At 63.8% G+C, this 13,716-nt stretch carries 15 protein-coding genes and 1 tRNA gene; 6 read left to right on the top strand and 10 right to left on the bottom strand.

The genetic code is table 11. From position 1 onward, the window contains the following. Positions 1-163: 163 nt before the first annotated feature. From yidC to rpmH, 3 genes are read right to left on the bottom strand one after another with little or no spacing between them, the layout of a single operon-like run. Positions 164-1,978: a membrane protein insertase YidC gene (yidC, locus tag NKI37_RS21835; protein ID WP_352789026.1), complete on the bottom strand. Its 1,815-nt coding sequence runs from the start codon at positions 1,976-1,978 to the stop codon at positions 164-166. 14 nt (positions 1,979-1,992) lie between these two features. Then, positions 1,993-2,346: a ribonuclease P protein component gene (gene rnpA / locus NKI37_RS21830; RefSeq protein ID WP_023672264.1), complete on the bottom strand. Its 354-nt coding sequence runs from the start codon at positions 2,344-2,346 to the stop codon at positions 1,993-1,995. A gap of 16 nt (positions 2,347-2,362) precedes the next feature. Further along, complete coding sequence (gene rpmH / locus NKI37_RS21825; protein WP_008833937.1) at positions 2,363-2,497, bottom strand: 50S ribosomal protein L34; 135 nt, start codon at positions 2,495-2,497, stop codon at positions 2,363-2,365. 344 nt (positions 2,498-2,841) lie between these two features. Here rpmH and NKI37_RS21820 point away from each other — a divergent pair, with 344 nt between their 5' ends. Beyond that, a complete protein-coding gene (locus NKI37_RS21820; protein WP_023672265.1) occupies positions 2,842-4,374 on the top strand; it encodes an ATP-binding protein in 1,533 nt (510 codons plus the stop codon). A 195-nt stretch (positions 4,375-4,569) separates the two neighbouring features. Beyond that, positions 4,570-4,646, top strand: a tRNA-Arg gene (locus NKI37_RS21815). 296 nt (positions 4,647-4,942) lie between these two features. On the opposite strand, the gene NKI37_RS21810 is transcribed toward NKI37_RS21815, so the two are convergent. Beyond that, positions 4,943-5,485, bottom strand: a complete 543-nt coding sequence (locus NKI37_RS21810; protein WP_023672266.1) for an autotransporter — start codon at positions 5,483-5,485, stop codon at positions 4,943-4,945. A 147-nt stretch (positions 5,486-5,632) separates the two neighbouring features. Here NKI37_RS21810 and NKI37_RS21805 point away from each other — a divergent pair, with 147 nt between their 5' ends. Next, complete coding sequence (locus NKI37_RS21805) at positions 5,633-6,361, top strand: GntR family transcriptional regulator (protein WP_023672267.1); 729 nt, start codon at positions 5,633-5,635, stop codon at positions 6,359-6,361. A 30-nt stretch (positions 6,362-6,391) separates the two neighbouring features. Here the strand turns inward: NKI37_RS21805 and NKI37_RS21800 are convergent, their stop codons facing one another. Beyond that, a complete protein-coding gene (locus NKI37_RS21800) occupies positions 6,392-7,282 on the bottom strand; it encodes a sigma-70 family RNA polymerase sigma factor (RefSeq protein WP_023732742.1) in 891 nt (296 codons plus the stop codon). Between the two features lie 32 nt (positions 7,283-7,314). Further along, on the bottom strand, positions 7,315-7,623 hold the full coding sequence (locus tag NKI37_RS21795) for a hypothetical protein (RefSeq protein WP_352443601.1): 309 nt from the start codon (positions 7,621-7,623) through the stop codon (positions 7,315-7,317). Between the two features lie 147 nt (positions 7,624-7,770). Here NKI37_RS21795 and NKI37_RS21790 point away from each other — a divergent pair, with 147 nt between their 5' ends. Further along, complete coding sequence (locus NKI37_RS21790; RefSeq protein ID WP_352789023.1) at positions 7,771-8,136, top strand: VOC family protein; 366 nt, start codon at positions 7,771-7,773, stop codon at positions 8,134-8,136. Positions 8,137-8,189: 53 nt separating this feature from the next. Next, entirely contained in the window at positions 8,190-9,038 is an 849-nt protein-coding gene (locus NKI37_RS21785) for an alpha/beta hydrolase (RefSeq protein ID WP_352789021.1), read from the top strand. Positions 9,039-9,117: 79 nt separating this feature from the next. Here the strand turns inward: NKI37_RS21785 and NKI37_RS21780 are convergent, their stop codons facing one another. The 4 genes from NKI37_RS21780 to NKI37_RS21765 all read right to left on the bottom strand — a co-directional run bounded on the left by NKI37_RS21780 (position 9,118) and on the right by NKI37_RS21765 (position 12,447). Then, positions 9,118-10,104, bottom strand: coding sequence for a Gfo/Idh/MocA family protein (locus NKI37_RS21780; RefSeq protein ID WP_352789018.1), 987 nt, complete (start codon positions 10,102-10,104; stop codon positions 9,118-9,120). Positions 10,105-10,182: 78 nt separating this feature from the next. After that, positions 10,183-10,758 carry a YceI family protein gene (locus NKI37_RS21775; RefSeq protein ID WP_023672273.1) on the bottom strand — a complete coding sequence of 192 codons (576 nt, stop codon included), beginning with the start codon at positions 10,756-10,758 and terminating at the stop codon, positions 10,183-10,185. A 68-nt stretch (positions 10,759-10,826) separates the two neighbouring features. Then, positions 10,827-11,405: a cytochrome b gene (locus NKI37_RS21770; protein ID WP_023687445.1), complete on the bottom strand. Its 579-nt coding sequence runs from the start codon at positions 11,403-11,405 to the stop codon at positions 10,827-10,829. Between the two features lie 151 nt (positions 11,406-11,556). After that, the gene (locus tag NKI37_RS21765) at positions 11,557-12,447 is read right to left on the bottom strand and encodes a LysR family transcriptional regulator (RefSeq protein WP_023752338.1); all 891 of its coding nucleotides are present in this window, start codon (positions 12,445-12,447) and stop codon (positions 11,557-11,559) included. 96 nt (positions 12,448-12,543) lie between these two features. Here NKI37_RS21765 and NKI37_RS21760 point away from each other — a divergent pair, with 96 nt between their 5' ends. Beyond that, the gene (locus NKI37_RS21760) at positions 12,544-13,539 is read left to right on the top strand and encodes an aldo/keto reductase (protein WP_023703777.1); all 996 of its coding nucleotides are present in this window, start codon (positions 12,544-12,546) and stop codon (positions 13,537-13,539) included. The last annotated feature ends 177 nt before the right edge of the window (positions 13,540-13,716 follow it).

Genomic DNA, 13,716 nt, shown 5'->3' with positions numbered 1-13,716 from the left:
GGTCTTCGGATTAGAGCTGATCGGTGTTGATCGGCCTTGGCGGTACAAGCAGCAGCCACGCCGGTTGCACGCCGCAAGTTTCGCGCCTCACGGGAACGTGATGCGCGCCTCGTCCAAAAAAACCCCGGACGAGCCGGGGCTTTGATTGCCGGAATAGCGCCTTCTATTCAGCCGGCGAGGGTTTCTTTCGGAACAATGCCGTCAGATTGTCCCACAATTCGATCTTGGCGCCCTGGCGCTTCATGATCACGCCCTGCTGCAGGATCGACAGCGTGTTGTTCCAGGCCCAGTAGATGACGAGGCCGGCCGGGAAGCTGCCCATCATGAAGGTGAAGATCACCGGCATCCAGGTGAAGATCTGCGCCTGCGTCGGATCCGGCGGCGTCGGGTTCATGCGCATCTGCAGGAACATGGTGATGCCCATGACCACCGCCCAGGCGCCCATATGCGGCAGGAATGCCGGTGGCGCGAAGGGCAGCAGGCCGAACAGGTTGAAGACCGAGGTCGGATCGGGCGCGGCCAAATCCTGGATCCAGCCGAAGAACGGCGCGTGCCGCATCTCGATGGTGATGTAGAGCACCTTGTAGAGCGAGAAGAACACCGGGATCTGCAGCGCCACCGGCCAGCAGCCGGCGAGCGGATTGATCTTCTCGGTCTTGTACAGCTCCATCATCGCCTGTTGCTGCTTCATCTTGTCGTCCGCGTATTTCTCGCGGATCTCGAGCATCTTGGGCTGCACCTTCTTCATGTTCGCCATCGACGCATAGGATTTGTTGGCGAGCGGGAAGAAGAGGGTTTTGACGACGACCGTGGTGGCAAGGATGGCCAGGCCGAAATTGCCGAAGAATTTGTACAGCGTGTCGATCAGGTAGAACATCGGCTTGGTGATCCAGATGAACCACCCCCAATCGATCAGCCGGTCGAACAGCCTGATCTGCCGGTCCTGGGCGTAGGCGTTGATCTTGTTGACTTCCTTGGCGCCGGCGAAGATCTCGGTCTCCACCGTCGCCGACTGGCCGGCGGCAATGGTGATCGGGTCGGTGAGGAAGTCCGACTGGTAGCGCGGGCGGCCATTGTGGTAATAGGCATAGTGCGGCTGGAAGGGCTGCTTCTCGGTCGGCACCAGGGTGACCGCCCAGTATTTGTCGGTGATGCCAAGCCAGCCATCGGTCGATTTGCTCGGCGTATACAGCTTGTTCTTCTCGATGTCGGCGTATTTGTGCTCCTGCAGGCCTTCCGTGCCGGTGACGCCGATCAGGCCTTCATGCAGCACATAGGAGCTGGCAATGGCTGGCTTGTCGAAACGGATGACGCGGCCGTAATTGGACAGCGTGACCGGGGCCGAGCCTGAATTCTGCACCGCATCGGAAACGGTGAACATGTAGTCGCCGTCGACGGAGATCGTGCGCTTGAAGGTCAGGCCCTTGTCGTTGGTGAAGGTCAGCGTCACTGGCGTCGCCGGCGTCAGAGTCGCATTGCCGTCGACGCTCCAGACCGTTTCCGGGCCCGGCACCGTGCCGGTCGTGTCGCTGCCGACAAAGCCGATCTCGGCATAATAGCCGGTGGGCAGCGCCTGCGGATTGAGCAGCTGGATCTGCGGCGATGTCTTGTCGACCGTCTCGGTATAGTGCTTGAGCTTGAGGTCGTCGAGGCGGGCGCCGGTGAGGTTGATCGAGCCCGACAGGCTCGGCGTGTCGATGTTGACGCGGGCCGTCTTGGCCACTTCCTGCGCGCGGCCTTCCGGCGTCGTAACATAGGTGCCGGGCGCGTTTGGAATGGCGCCGGGCGCTGCGGGCGCCGGCGTGCCGCCGGGGTTGGCGGCCTCGGCCGCCTTCTTCTGCTCCGCCGCCCGCTGCTCTTCGATGCGGGCCGCCTCGCGCTGCTGTTCGCTGCGCGGCAGCACATAGAAATATTGCCACAGCCCGAGGATCAGCACCGACAAGACGATGGTGATGTAGAAGTTCCGGTTGTTTTCCATCGAAAGCCCTTGGCCTATCGTGTTCCGCTGAGACGGCGGGAGAGTTCGGCCTTCAACTGGCCGAACGGAATGGTGAGCACGTCTTCACGCCCGACGATGACATAGTCATTGCCGGGCGCCATGTCACTTGCGGCATGGGTGCGCACGGCTTCTTTCAGCCGCCGCCTGACGCGGTTGCGGACAACCGCATTGCCGACCTTCTTGGTGACGGTGAAGCCGACGCGCGGCGGCAGGCCGTCATTGCGGTCGAGAACTTCGACGAGAAAAAGCCGCCCGCGCCGCTTTTCACCGCGGCGGACGGCCAGGAATTCCGCACGTTTCAGAAGCCGCTTGGGGTTTGGTCCCACTGGCTTGCCGGTTGCGGGCAACGATCTCGTCTTCCGTTCAGGCGCTGAGCCGCTTGCGGCCGCGGTTGCGGCGAGCTGCGACGACGCCGCGACCACCCTTGGTGGCCATGCGAGCACGGAAACCGTGCCGGCGTTTGCGGACGAGTTTGGACGGTTGGTAGGTACGCTTCATTTGTTTTAATACCGCGGGGTGCGGCCCTTCTTGATTCTGTCACTGTGTAACAGGAGCTTTGCCGGGCCGGCATTGGCGCGATCGAAACCGCGCCGGGACGAATGGCCCGAGCGTGAGCGGCTTATAGAAAGAAGGGTTTTGGGAGTCAATCCAGCGCGAACGCCAGTTCGTCGCAGCGCGAACTGCCAGTTCGTCACGGCGCGACACCCCGTTCGTCGCGGCGCGAACACCCAGTTCGAGGCTATTTTTATTGCTGGCGCCATCGTCCAACGAAGGATGAAATTGGCAAAAAAGCCGCAATCACCTAATCTCAACCGATCAAGCGTTTGTGAAGACAGGCCTTAATGAGCGAAGTTGCATCAGCGGATGAAGGGAGCGGCCCGGCGACAGCCGATGCCAGCCCGGCGACCGTTCGCCCGGTTGCGAGCCGTTCGGTGCCCAATCGTTCAGTGCCCTTGGCGCGCGGCCTGTCGACCAAGCTGCTCTTGCTCACCATTGTCTTCGTGCTCCTGGCCGAAGTCCTCATTTTCCTGCCCTGGATCGCCAGCTACCGCCTGGCCTGGCTGAAGGAGAGGCTAAGCACCGCTGCCGCGGTGTCGATCGTGCTGGTGCAGGGTGAGCCCAATTCGCTCTCCCGCGCCGCCCAGAACGACGTGCTGATGGCAATCGGCGCCAAGGCGATCGCGGTGCGCGACGGCGGCGTATCGCGCCTGCTGGTGGTGGCCGAGATGCCGCCGCAGGTCGACGAGCACATCGACATCGCCAATGTCGGCATGATCAAGGGCATGACCGGGGCGCTGGATACGCTGTTCTTCGGCGGCAAGCGCATGCTGCGGGTGTTCGGCCCGGTCGGCGACAGCGACAAGGAATTCGAGCTGATCATGCCCGACTATTCCCTCCGCAACGCCATGCTGCGCTATTCGCGCAACGTCGCCTTCGTCTCGCTGCTGATCTCGCTGTTCACCGCAATGCTGGTCTATGCCGCGATCGACCTGATCATGATCGGCCCGATCCGCACCATGACGCGCTCGATGCTGTCCTTCTCCGAGGCGCCCGACGATCCAGGGCGCATCATCCACCCGGCCGCCCGTGCCGACGAGATCGGCGTTGCCGAGCGCGAACTGTCGCAGATGCAGGAACGGCTGCAAAAGATGCTGTCGGAGCAGAAGCATCTTGCCGATCTTGGCCTCGCCGTCTCCAAGATCAACCATGACATGCGCAACATCCTGGCCTCGGCGCAGCTGATGTCGGACCGCCTGCGCCTGGTCAAGGACCCGACGGTGCAGGCCTTCGCGCCAAAGCTGTTGCGCGCGCTCGACCGCGCCGTCTCCTATTCCGAAGGTGTGCTCCACTATGGTCGCACGCAGGAGCCGGCGCCCTCACGCCGCCGCTTGCGGCTGCGCCAGCTGGTCGACGACGTCCACGGCCTGCTCGACATCGAGGACGGCATCGAATTCGTCAATGCCGTCGAGCTCGCCTTCGAGGTCGATGCCGATTCCGACCAGCTGTTTCGCGTGCTCACCAATCTGTGCCGAAACGCGGTGCAGGCGATGGCGGCCGACGCCGAGAGCGCGCTGGTGCGCCGGCTCGCCGTATCGGCCGAGCGCATAGGCAGCGTAAGCCGCATCATTGTCACCGACACCGGTCCCGGCCTGCCGGCGAAGGCGCGAGAAAACCTGTTCGCGGCGTTTCGAGGCTCGGCCCGCAGCGGCGGCACCGGCCTTGGCCTGGCCATCGCGCACGAGCTGATCCGCGCCCATGGCGGCACGGTGGAACTGGTCGAATCGATCGGCGGCCGCACCACCTTCGCCGTCACCATCCCCGACCAGCCGGTCCGCCTCGACCAGGCCCGCAACGGCCTGCGCCGCCCTGCCTGAGCTGTATTGATATTCAGCCGAAGCCGGACTGAGCTGAATCTCAGCACCCCTTTGATCGGCACCGTCGAAAGCAGCTGCGACAAAACTTTTGCCGGATTGGCTTGCTTTTCGGAAATTCAGTCGCTAGGGAACACGTCTTGTCGCGGCCGGTCGTCAGGATCGGTTAGCGGGGCTATGTAAAGCATGGCCTGTTGCGCGCCCGTAGCTCAGCTGGATAGAGCACCAGACTACGAATCTGGGGGTCAGGAGTTCGAATCTCTTCGGGCGCGCCATTTCCGCCGAATCTGCGATTTCCTGCGATCCGCTTTCGGTCTTGGGCTCGCATATGAAGAGCAGGTCGCGGAACACGTTGCCGAGCACCGCCTCATCCGAGTGCTGGAGAACTGGACGCCGCCTATTCCGGGCTTCTTCATTTATTACCCCAGTCGTCAGCCTGACTGCGCTATAAACGCGCTGCGATGTTCTTGAAACGGGAGAGTACGCGGCGACCGTTATCTGGGCGCAGCGACGCTGAATGCTCATTCACGCCGCCGCGCAGCACGCTCACTTTTCTTCCGCCTTTCCCGGATCAGGGCCCAATAGGCCTCGCTCCAGCCAGATACCGCTCATTGTCAAACGGCTCGGCGTGGGTGCTGCCCGGGCTCCACATGTGGCGGTGGGTCTCGGTCAGATTGCCGAGATAGACATGCAGCGCGCCTGAGCGGGCGATGCCGGTGTTGGCCACCGCGTGCACGGTATCAGGGGTCATGTGCACCACCGCGGGCGCCGCGATGTCGTGGCGTTCCGGCGCATCGATCTCGCTGCCGTCGACGGGATAGATGAAGTTGGTCTCGCTGCCCTTGTAGATGCCGATCAGCGCATCCATCAGATGGTTGTGCGGCGGGTACCGCAGGCCGGGCGACAGCGTGATGTGGTAGATGGTCAAGTCAGGGCTGGCATGCAGCAGCACCTCATCGTCGTCTTCCTCATGCGCGAGCACGCCTGATGCATGGAAGCGGTCGGTGTGTTCGCGCAGCACCGCCTTGACCCGTTCGATGGCATGAGCACCTTTGGCTGCGTTGACGATACCGGCGGTTACGGCGTAGAGAGGCGAGTTGGCGGCAAGAGACATTTGTCGTCATCTCCATTGGGAAGCTCAACCAATACAGCTGAGATGCTCAGGCTAGCGAATGCCGACAGACCCGTCAACCGGATGGTCGAAACGGGCAAGCAGACTACGCGGGCAGACTACGCGGGCAGACCACACGGGCAGGCAGATATGGCTCTTCCGAAATCAGTGTCACCGTCCGCCGTCAAGGCGCCGTCGACCGCCGACATATTGCGCAGCGAGGAAGCTTATGAGCAGCTGAAGAGCGACATCGTCGCCTGCGTCCTGCAACCCGGCGAAAGCCTGACCGAAAAGCAGATCGGCGACCGCTACCAGATCAGGAAGGCGACGATCCGCTCGGCTTTGGCCCGCCTGACGCAGGAAGGGCTGATCAAGAGCGAGCCGCGCCGCGGTTATGTCATCGCACCGCTTAGCCTGCGCGACGTCAACGAGATTTTCGACCTCCGCAGCCTGATCGAACCGGAAGTGTTCCGGGTGGCCGCGGCAAACCTCACCGAACGCGGGCTCGACGACATCAGGCTGGCGGCGCAGAAGGTGCTGAAGCCGGAGACGCTGCGCAGCCATGTCGCCTTTCTGGCGGCCGACCGCGCCTTTCGCCTGGCCCTGGCTGAACTCTCCGGCAATCTGCGGCTGGTTCGCCTGCTCGACCAAACGCTCGACCAGTCGGAGCGTGTCCTCCATCTCGGCTTCAAATCGCGCGACTTCACGCAAGCGATCATCGGCCAGCAGAAGGAGTTGGTGCTTGCCTGCGAGCTGGCCGAAGTCTCGGCCATCGCAAAGCTTGCCCGCTCGCAGTGCCTGTCGCTCAAGAAGCAGGTGCTCGAGGCCTTGCTCGCCGGCTCCAAGCTGCAGGACGCCAATTTGCAAAGCTTCGCCTGAGGCGCGAAGCCCGCGCTCTCTGGCCGATGCTTACTCGTCGATGAAGCGGATGTCCGCATCGGCAAGGCAATAGGGCGCGTAGCGGAAATCGCGGATATGGCTGACCTTTCCATCCTGCCAGTCGACCAGCATGAAGCCGCGCACGGCGTCATCTCCCGCTTGCGGGCTGCGGATCAGGATGGCCGGCCTGCCGTCGACGAAGCCGAGCGACAGCGCCCAATCCTGGACACGGTCGTAATTGCCGAAATAGTTGGAAACCTGCGCCTTGCCGCGCATGCGGGTGCGATTGACGACTTCAAGCTGGATGTCCTCGGCAATCAACGCGCGCACGGCGTCGAAGTCGCGCGCGTTGAACAGGTCGACATAGCGGCGCAGGCGCCGCTCGTCACCGGCGTCGAGTTTTGGGGCAGGCGCCTGCTCGTCCTGTGACGCCAGCAGGCGCAGCTGCGACCGCCCGCGATGCAGCGCTGCCTTGGTCGCGGCCAGGGTCGCGCCGGACACTTCGCAGGTTTCGTGCAGGCTGAGGCCAAGCACGTCGACAAGGATCACGGCGCTGCGCTGCACTGTTGCCAGCTGCATGAAGCTTCGCAGGCTGGCGGCGGTGGCGAGCCTCGCATCGGCGCTTGCGGAGGGGTCTTCGATCGTCGTCATGTCGGTCTCGCTCATGCGCGCCTGCTCCCGCTGGCGCCGGCGCAGATGATCCTGCGCGGCATTGTGGGCTATGCGGAACAGCCATTGCTCCGGACGCTCGACGGCGGCGTCGCCGTCGATGGCCTGCAGTGCCTTGATCAGTGTCTCCTGGACGATGTCCTCGCCATCGATCACCGAGCCGGCCATGCGGGCGCAGTAGCGGTGCAGCTTCGGTCGCAAGGAGCCGAGCATCGCCTCCAGGGCAACGCGGTCGAGTTTTGCTGTGTTCATCCTGTCCGTTCCCTAAATGCCGGTCTTTGCATTCAAGCCGGCACGACCTCGCCGGCCAGCATACGATAATTGCCGACGATCTTTGCCGGCGATCTGGCAAGCGGCGTCGAGCGGCGTCCGGCATGATCGGCGCTGAAGGCCTTGAAGGCTGTGAGCCCGGTCAGGCCGTCGCCATCCTGGCTGACAAGATGGATGAACTCGCCATTCTCCAGTTCCAGGACGAGGTAGCGCACAGATTGCGGCTTCGTGTCGTCGAGTGCGTCGAACACCTGTGCAACCAGCATACGGTTCTCGGCGATGCTTTCGTCCTTCACGCCGTAGCGGATGAGATTGCAGCCCATTGTCGTCTCCTGTTTTTCAACTCTGCACAGAGAAGACGTTTCGCGGCCTCGAAAAGATTCGTCGCCCGGCGAATCTTTTCGATCGTCCGGATCGTCTTTCCCGTCGACGGCTGCGCGGCAGCCGTCCAGGAGCAGGAGAGACCCATCATGCACATCCAGTTTGCCGAATTGCCGGTGTTCGACCAGGACCGCGCCAAGGCCTTCTACACCGGACATCTTGCTTGCCAGGTGGCGGAGGACCAGCTGATGGGCGACAGCGGCTGGCGCTGGATCGAGCTGACATTTCCCGGCGCCGTCACCAATTTGCATTTCGTCAAACGCCCCGATGAAACGCCGGGCACTGAGCCCGTGCTGGTGCTCGTTGATGGCGATGTCGAGGCAACGGTCGCGGGCCTGAAGGCGCGCGGCGTCGAAATCATCACCGAGCCGCAGGAAGCGCCTTGGCAGCCGGGCCGCACGGTCGCCGAATTCCGCGACAGCGAGGGCAACCGCATGGTTGTCGCCAGCAAATGATCGGACCCGGCGCAAAGCCGAACTTTGACATGAGAACAACAGGAGAGATGGACATGACCCCCCAAACGTCGACGCTGAAAGTACCGGGCGCCAGCCTCTATTATGAGATGCGCGGTTCCGGCCCCGTACTGTTGATAATCCCCGGCGGACCGCAGGACGCCGGCGTCTTCGCCGATGTCGCGGGCCACCTCGCCGACCGCTACACGGTGGTCGCCTATGATCCGCGCGGCAATTCGCGCAGCACCTTCGACGGAGAGCCGCAAGAGCAGGACCTCGATGTCCATGGCGACGATGCCGCGCGATTGATCGAGGCGCTTGGCGCCGGACCGGCCTATGTGTTCGGCACCAGCGGCGGCGCCCAGATCGGGCTCAACCTCGCCGCCCGCCATCCCGGCCGGGTTCGTGCACTGGTGGCGCATGAGCCGCCCAGCATGATGCTGCTCCACGACCCGTCGCCGTCACTGGCCGGCATGCGCGACCTGCACGACACCTATCGCAGCCAGGGTGTCGAGGCGGCGATGCAGAAATTCTTCAGCGAGAACAGCCTGTCGGAAGGGCCGGGTCAGGATGAAGCCGGGCCGCAGGACGGACCGCCTTCGTTCGAACCGTCGCCCGAGGAGGCCGAGACCTTTGCCAGGGTCAGCGGCAATTTCGAATACTGGCTGGCGCATGGCGTCATGCCGCTGTCGCTCTACCGTCCTGATATCGAGGCGCTGCGCGGCCGCCCGGTCGTGGTCGGCATCGGCGAAGAGTCCATCGGCCAGCCGATCGACGGCATGGGCAAGGCGCTGGCCGACAGGCTCGGCAGCAAGCGCGCCGCCTTCCCCGGCGACCATATGGGCTTTGCGCCCTATCCCGATCGCTTCGCCGAGACCTTGCACCTGACGCTCAGAGGCGCGTGAGATCGTCAGTCCAATAGGAAAGGAGCGTCCGCATGCACAATGCCCTTCTCCCATGAAATTACCGGCTAAGATTGGTGTATCAGACGGCCTCCCAGCCTTCCTTGGCACCGGCGCGGAAGATGGCGTCGATGACCTTCTGGTTGAGTACGGACTCCTCCAGCGTGAAGATACGCTCCTTGCCGCCCTGTGCCGCCCTGGCAAACGTCTCGACCTCGCGCCGGTACTGTTGCGTGCCGGGAAAGCGGAACACCTGCGCCTCGGTGTGGTTCTGGTTGTGCAATTCGATGCGGTGATGGTCGTAGAGCCCGGCATTGAACGGCGAGAACACCTCGATGAAACCCTTCTCGCCGTGGAACACCATCACCTGCCGCGCCGCCATCTGCGTCGACAGATAGAAGGACAGTTCGAAATCGCCGAAATCGGCGCGGATCGAGGAATAGATGTCGGTGCCGAATTTCTTGTCGCGCTCGATCGTCGCCTGCACGCGCAGCGGCTCCTTGCCGCTCGAAAACCGCGTCGACACCGTCGGATAGACGCCGATATCAGGCAGCGCGCCGCCGCCGAGATCGAGCTGGTTGCGCATGTTGGTGGGATTGACATTGTAATAGGAGAAGGCGCCCTGCACATGGCGCAGCCGGCCGATGGCGCCATCGGCGATGAGATCGCGCACCTTGATCCATTGCGGGTGGTAGATGACCATGAAGGCCTCGCAGACCAGCACCTTCTTGCTGTCGCGCAGCTTGATCAGCGGCGCGATGTCCTTGGCGTCGAGCGCCAGCGGCTTCTCCACCAGCACATGTTTTCCCGCTTCGATGGCCTTGGCCGTCCATTCGACATGCTGCGAGGTCGGCAGCGGGATGTAGACGCCGTCGACGTCTTTCGAAGCGAGCAGCTCCTCATACGAACCAAAGGCATGCCTGGCGCCGAACCGCTCGCCCAGGGCCTCGGCCTTCGACAGGTCGCGGCTGGCGATCGCGGACAAAACGCCATTCTCGGCCTCGACGATTGCCGGCAACAATTGCTCGCGGCCGATCTTGGCCGTCGACAAAACACCCCATCGGAACATCAGGCTTCTCCTATCGATTTACAGGCGAAGAGGTTTGCCCGAAATTGCGGGAAAAGCCAATGCGGATCGCTGGTCCTGCTAGCCTCGCTTGCCCGTCAGCGTCATGTCGAAATCGACAATATTCGAATAGATCGGCGTGCCGACATCCATGCCGTAGCGGGAGCGCAGCACCTTGCCGGTGACGTGGAATTTAATGACGCCACCCTTCAGCCCGCCGAGCTCGGCAGTGAACTTTTCCGCAAACGTCTTGCCGCGCGCCGTCAGCCGGCCGCTGACCAGCGCCGTGGTGTCGCTGGTTCGGGTTACGCTGGTCGAGCGGAACTGGATTTCGGGGCTGTTGGCCACGTCGAACACCGCATCGGAGCGCAGGAAGGCGTCGATGCGGCCCTGGCCGGTGCCGACGCTTTCGGGATAGATGGTGAAGTTGACCGCGGAACGGCCGACATCGCTGTTGTCGATGCGGATAGAGCCCTTGAAGCGGCCAAAGGCGCCGTCGAGGCCGCCGCCACCGACCTTGCCGATGGAGAAGCGAATGCTGGAGCTGGCCGGGTTGACCGTGTAGCTGCCGGCGGCGTCGCCGAGGTCCACAGCGGCGGAGACAGGCATGGCAAGGCAAGCGGCAACAGCCGCCAATCCGAAGATGCGCGCATACATGGGTTTTGTCCTTCTGGGGCAAGCGAAGTGTTGCGCCCTCACCCCAATGAACGAATGCGCGGCGCGCCCTATTCCATGTCCTGATCTGACGAAGGCGTGATCATGCGCGTGAGCACGCTGTCGCGCAGCCAGAAATGATGCCGCAGCGCCGCCAGCGCATGCAGCGCGACCAAGGCAATGCCGGCATAGGCGAGATACCAGTGTGCTACCGCCCAGAAGTTTTCCGCCGCATCGGACACGCCGAGCGGCAGGTTCGGCATCACGAAAAGGTTGAACGGCATGCTGGGGATCTCCAGCATCGACACCGAAACCAGTGCCCAGCCGGACAGCGGCACCGCGAGCTGGAAGCCATAAAGTGCCAGATGCGCCAGCGGCGCCGTCCGACGCTCCAGGCCTCCGACCGAGGCCGGCAAGGCCGGGGCCGCGTTGCCGAGCCGCCAGGCAATGCGCAGGATGAGGAGGCCGAGCAGCAGGAAGCCGAAGGATTTGTGCAGTTGGATCAGCTCGAAGGCGGTGCGCTGGCTGGTCAACCGCACCATGATGAAGCCGAGCATGAACTGGCCGATGAACAGGATGCCGATCAGCCAGTGGAGGACGATCGCCGCCCAGCCGTAGCGGGTTGAGTTGTTGGTGATGAATGCCGGCATGGCTGGTGAACGAATGGCAGCTGGGCTTTCTTCCACCCTCCCCCTTGTGGGGAGGGTCGGCGCGAAGCGACGGGGTGGGGGGGTAGCGCCCTACGAAGACCCCCACCCCGATCCGCTACGCGGATCGACCCTCCCCACAAGGGGGAGGTGGCTAAGCACCGACCTTGAAGAAATCCACAAACGCCCGCAGCGCCGGGCGCATCTGGCGGCGGCTGGGGTAGTAGACGAAGAAACCGTCGAAGGGCGGACACCAGTCTTCCAGCACGCGGATCAAGCGACCGTCGGCGAGCGGCGCGCGCACATAATCGTCGAAGACGAAGGCGAGCCCAGCGCCGTCGACCGCCGCCTGGGCGATCAGATGGTCTTCGTCGAGGATCAGCGGCCCTTGCGCCGCGATCTCGATCTCTTCGCCATCCTTCTCGAATTCCCAGCGGTAAAGAATGCCGCTGGAAAAACGGAAGCGGATGCAGCGGTGGTCGGCAAGATCGCGCGGATGGCGGGGTCTTGGCATGGTCGCGAAATAGCATGGCGCGCCGACCACGGCGCCGCGAAGGTCCGGTCCGATGCGCACCGCGATCATGTCGCGCTGCAGGCTCTCACCGAGCCGCACGCCGGCATCGAAGCCGCCTTCGACGACGTCGGTGAAGCGATCCTCGATGACGATTTCCAGCACGATGTCAGGATAGGCCGCGGCAAAGCCGCCGAGCCTGGGCGTCAATGCCAGGTGGGCCGCGGTGCGCGGCACGGTCAGCCGCAGGTTCCCGGCCGGCCGGTCGCGCGCCTCGATCGCCGTTTCCAGCGCCAGATCGATCTCGGACAGCGCCGGCCGCAGCCGTTCGAGCAACTGCGCGCCCTCTTCCGTTGGCGCTACGCTGCGGGTGCTGCGCGCCAAAAGCCGCACGCCGAGCCGCGCCTCCAGGCTGGACACGGCATGGCTCACTGCCGAGGGCGCTATGGCCAGTTCGCGCGCCGCGCCACGAAAACTGCCGCATTGGGCGACTGTTGCCAGTACAGCGAGTTGAGAAAGATGCGCTCGGTTCATTGCTCTATTTTATAGAACAGCCCGTGCGAATGACAGCCAATTATCGAACGTAAAGCCAAGCGCTATCTCTCTTTCATCGCAACAAGGAGACGCGCCATGAAAACCCGCAAACTTGGTACTGAACTCGAAGTCTTCCCCGTCGGCCTCGGCTGCATGGGCATGAGCTTCGCCTATGGCGGTCAGGCCGAGGCGGACGCAATCGCCACGCTGCGCCGCGCTGTCGAGATCGGCGTGACGTTTTTCGACACCGCCGAAGTCTATGGTCCCTTTGAGAACGAGATCCTTCTCGGCAAGGCGTTGAAGCCGGTGCGCGACAGGGTGACGATCGCCACCAAATTCGGCTTCAAGATTTCCGAGGAAGGCTCAGGCCTCGAACGTATGGTTGGCGTCGATAGCCGCCCGGAGCACGTCAAGGCAGTGGCGGAAGCCTCGCTGAAACGGCTCGATACCGATGTCATCGACCTCTACTACCAGCACCGCGTCGATCCCGGCGTGCCGATAGAGGACACGGTCGGCGCCATGGCGGAACTGGTGCGCGACGGCAAGGTGCGGGCGCTGGGCCTGTCGGAGGTCAGTGCCACCACCATCCGCCGGGCGCACGCCGTGCATCCGATCGCTGCCGTGCAGAGTGAATATTCGCTCTGGAGCCGCGACCCCGAAGACGAAGTGTTCGATGTCTGCCGCGAACTCGGCATCGGCTTCGTCCCCTACAGCCCGCTCGGTCGCGGCCTGCTCACCGGCACCATCGCCAAGCCCGAGGCCCTCAGCGACGACGACTGGCGCCGGACCTTGCCGCGTTTCCAGGCCGACGCCATGGCCGCTAATGCCAAGGTCGTTGCGACGCTGGAAAAGCTGGCGGTGGAAAAAGGCGTCACCTCGGCCCAGCTGGCGCTGGCCTGGGTGCTGCACCAGGGCGACTTCATCGTGCCGATCCCCGGCGCAAGAAAGATACGCCATCTCGAGCAGAACACGGCGGCGGTCGGGATCGAGCTGAGCGCGGCTGAGGTCGCGGCGATCGGCGATGCGCTGTCGCCGGACAAGGTGGTTGGCAAGCGCTATACGGAGGAGCTGTTGGCGCTGGTGAATGGGTGAGTGCCTTTACCCTCCCCCTTGTGGGGAGGGTCGATCCGCGAAGCGGATCGGGGTGGGGGTCCTCGTGAGGCGCGGGGCCCCCCCCCCCCCCAGGGGGGCCCCCCCCGGGGCCGCGCGCGCCGCCCCCCCCCCCCCCCCGGGGGGGGGGGGGAGCCCCCGCCCCCCCCCCGAAACCCC

This window comes from Mesorhizobium sp. M0626 (assembly GCF_040320665.1).
Classification (GTDB): domain Bacteria; phylum Pseudomonadota; class Alphaproteobacteria; order Rhizobiales; family Rhizobiaceae; genus Mesorhizobium.
Note: the sequence above shows the minus strand (reverse complement) of the source record. Positions and strands in the feature narration are given on the sequence as shown.

What these genes read in the sequence shown, in the direction of transcription:
- NKI37_RS21760 (WP_023703777.1), top strand. Translation starts at nt 12,544, where the DNA reads ATGAAAACCCGCAAACTTGGTACTGAACTCGAAGTCTTCCCCGTCGGC.
- NKI37_RS21805 (WP_023672267.1), top strand. Translation starts at nt 5,633, where the DNA reads ATGGCTCTTCCGAAATCAGTGTCACCGTCCGCCGTCAAGGCGCCGTCG.
- NKI37_RS21810 (WP_023672266.1), bottom strand. Translation starts at nt 5,485, where the DNA reads ATGTCTCTTGCCGCCAACTCGCCTCTCTACGCCGTAACCGCCGGTATC.
- NKI37_RS21790 (WP_352789023.1), top strand. Translation starts at nt 7,771, where the DNA reads ATGCACATCCAGTTTGCCGAATTGCCGGTGTTCGACCAGGACCGCGCC.
- yidC (WP_352789026.1), bottom strand. Translation starts at nt 1,978, where the DNA reads ATGGAAAACAACCGGAACTTCTACATCACCATCGTCTTGTCGGTGCTG.
- NKI37_RS21765 (WP_023752338.1), bottom strand. Translation starts at nt 12,447, where the DNA reads ATGAACCGAGCGCATCTTTCTCAACTCGCTGTACTGGCAACAGTCGCC.
- rpmH (WP_008833937.1), bottom strand. Translation starts at nt 2,497, where the DNA reads ATGAAGCGTACCTACCAACCGTCCAAACTCGTCCGCAAACGCCGGCAC.
- NKI37_RS21770 (WP_023687445.1), bottom strand. Translation starts at nt 11,405, where the DNA reads ATGCCGGCATTCATCACCAACAACTCAACCCGCTACGGCTGGGCGGCG.
- NKI37_RS21820 (WP_023672265.1), top strand. Translation starts at nt 2,842, where the DNA reads ATGAGCGAAGTTGCATCAGCGGATGAAGGGAGCGGCCCGGCGACAGCC.
- NKI37_RS21785 (WP_352789021.1), top strand. Translation starts at nt 8,190, where the DNA reads ATGACCCCCCAAACGTCGACGCTGAAAGTACCGGGCGCCAGCCTCTAT.
- NKI37_RS21795 (WP_352443601.1), bottom strand. Translation starts at nt 7,623, where the DNA reads ATGGGCTGCAATCTCATCCGCTACGGCGTGAAGGACGAAAGCATCGCC.
- NKI37_RS21800 (WP_023732742.1), bottom strand. Translation starts at nt 7,282, where the DNA reads ATGAACACAGCAAAACTCGACCGCGTTGCCCTGGAGGCGATGCTCGGC.
- NKI37_RS21775 (WP_023672273.1), bottom strand. Translation starts at nt 10,758, where the DNA reads ATGTATGCGCGCATCTTCGGATTGGCGGCTGTTGCCGCTTGCCTTGCC.
- NKI37_RS21780 (WP_352789018.1), bottom strand. Translation starts at nt 10,104, where the DNA reads ATGTTCCGATGGGGTGTTTTGTCGACGGCCAAGATCGGCCGCGAGCAA.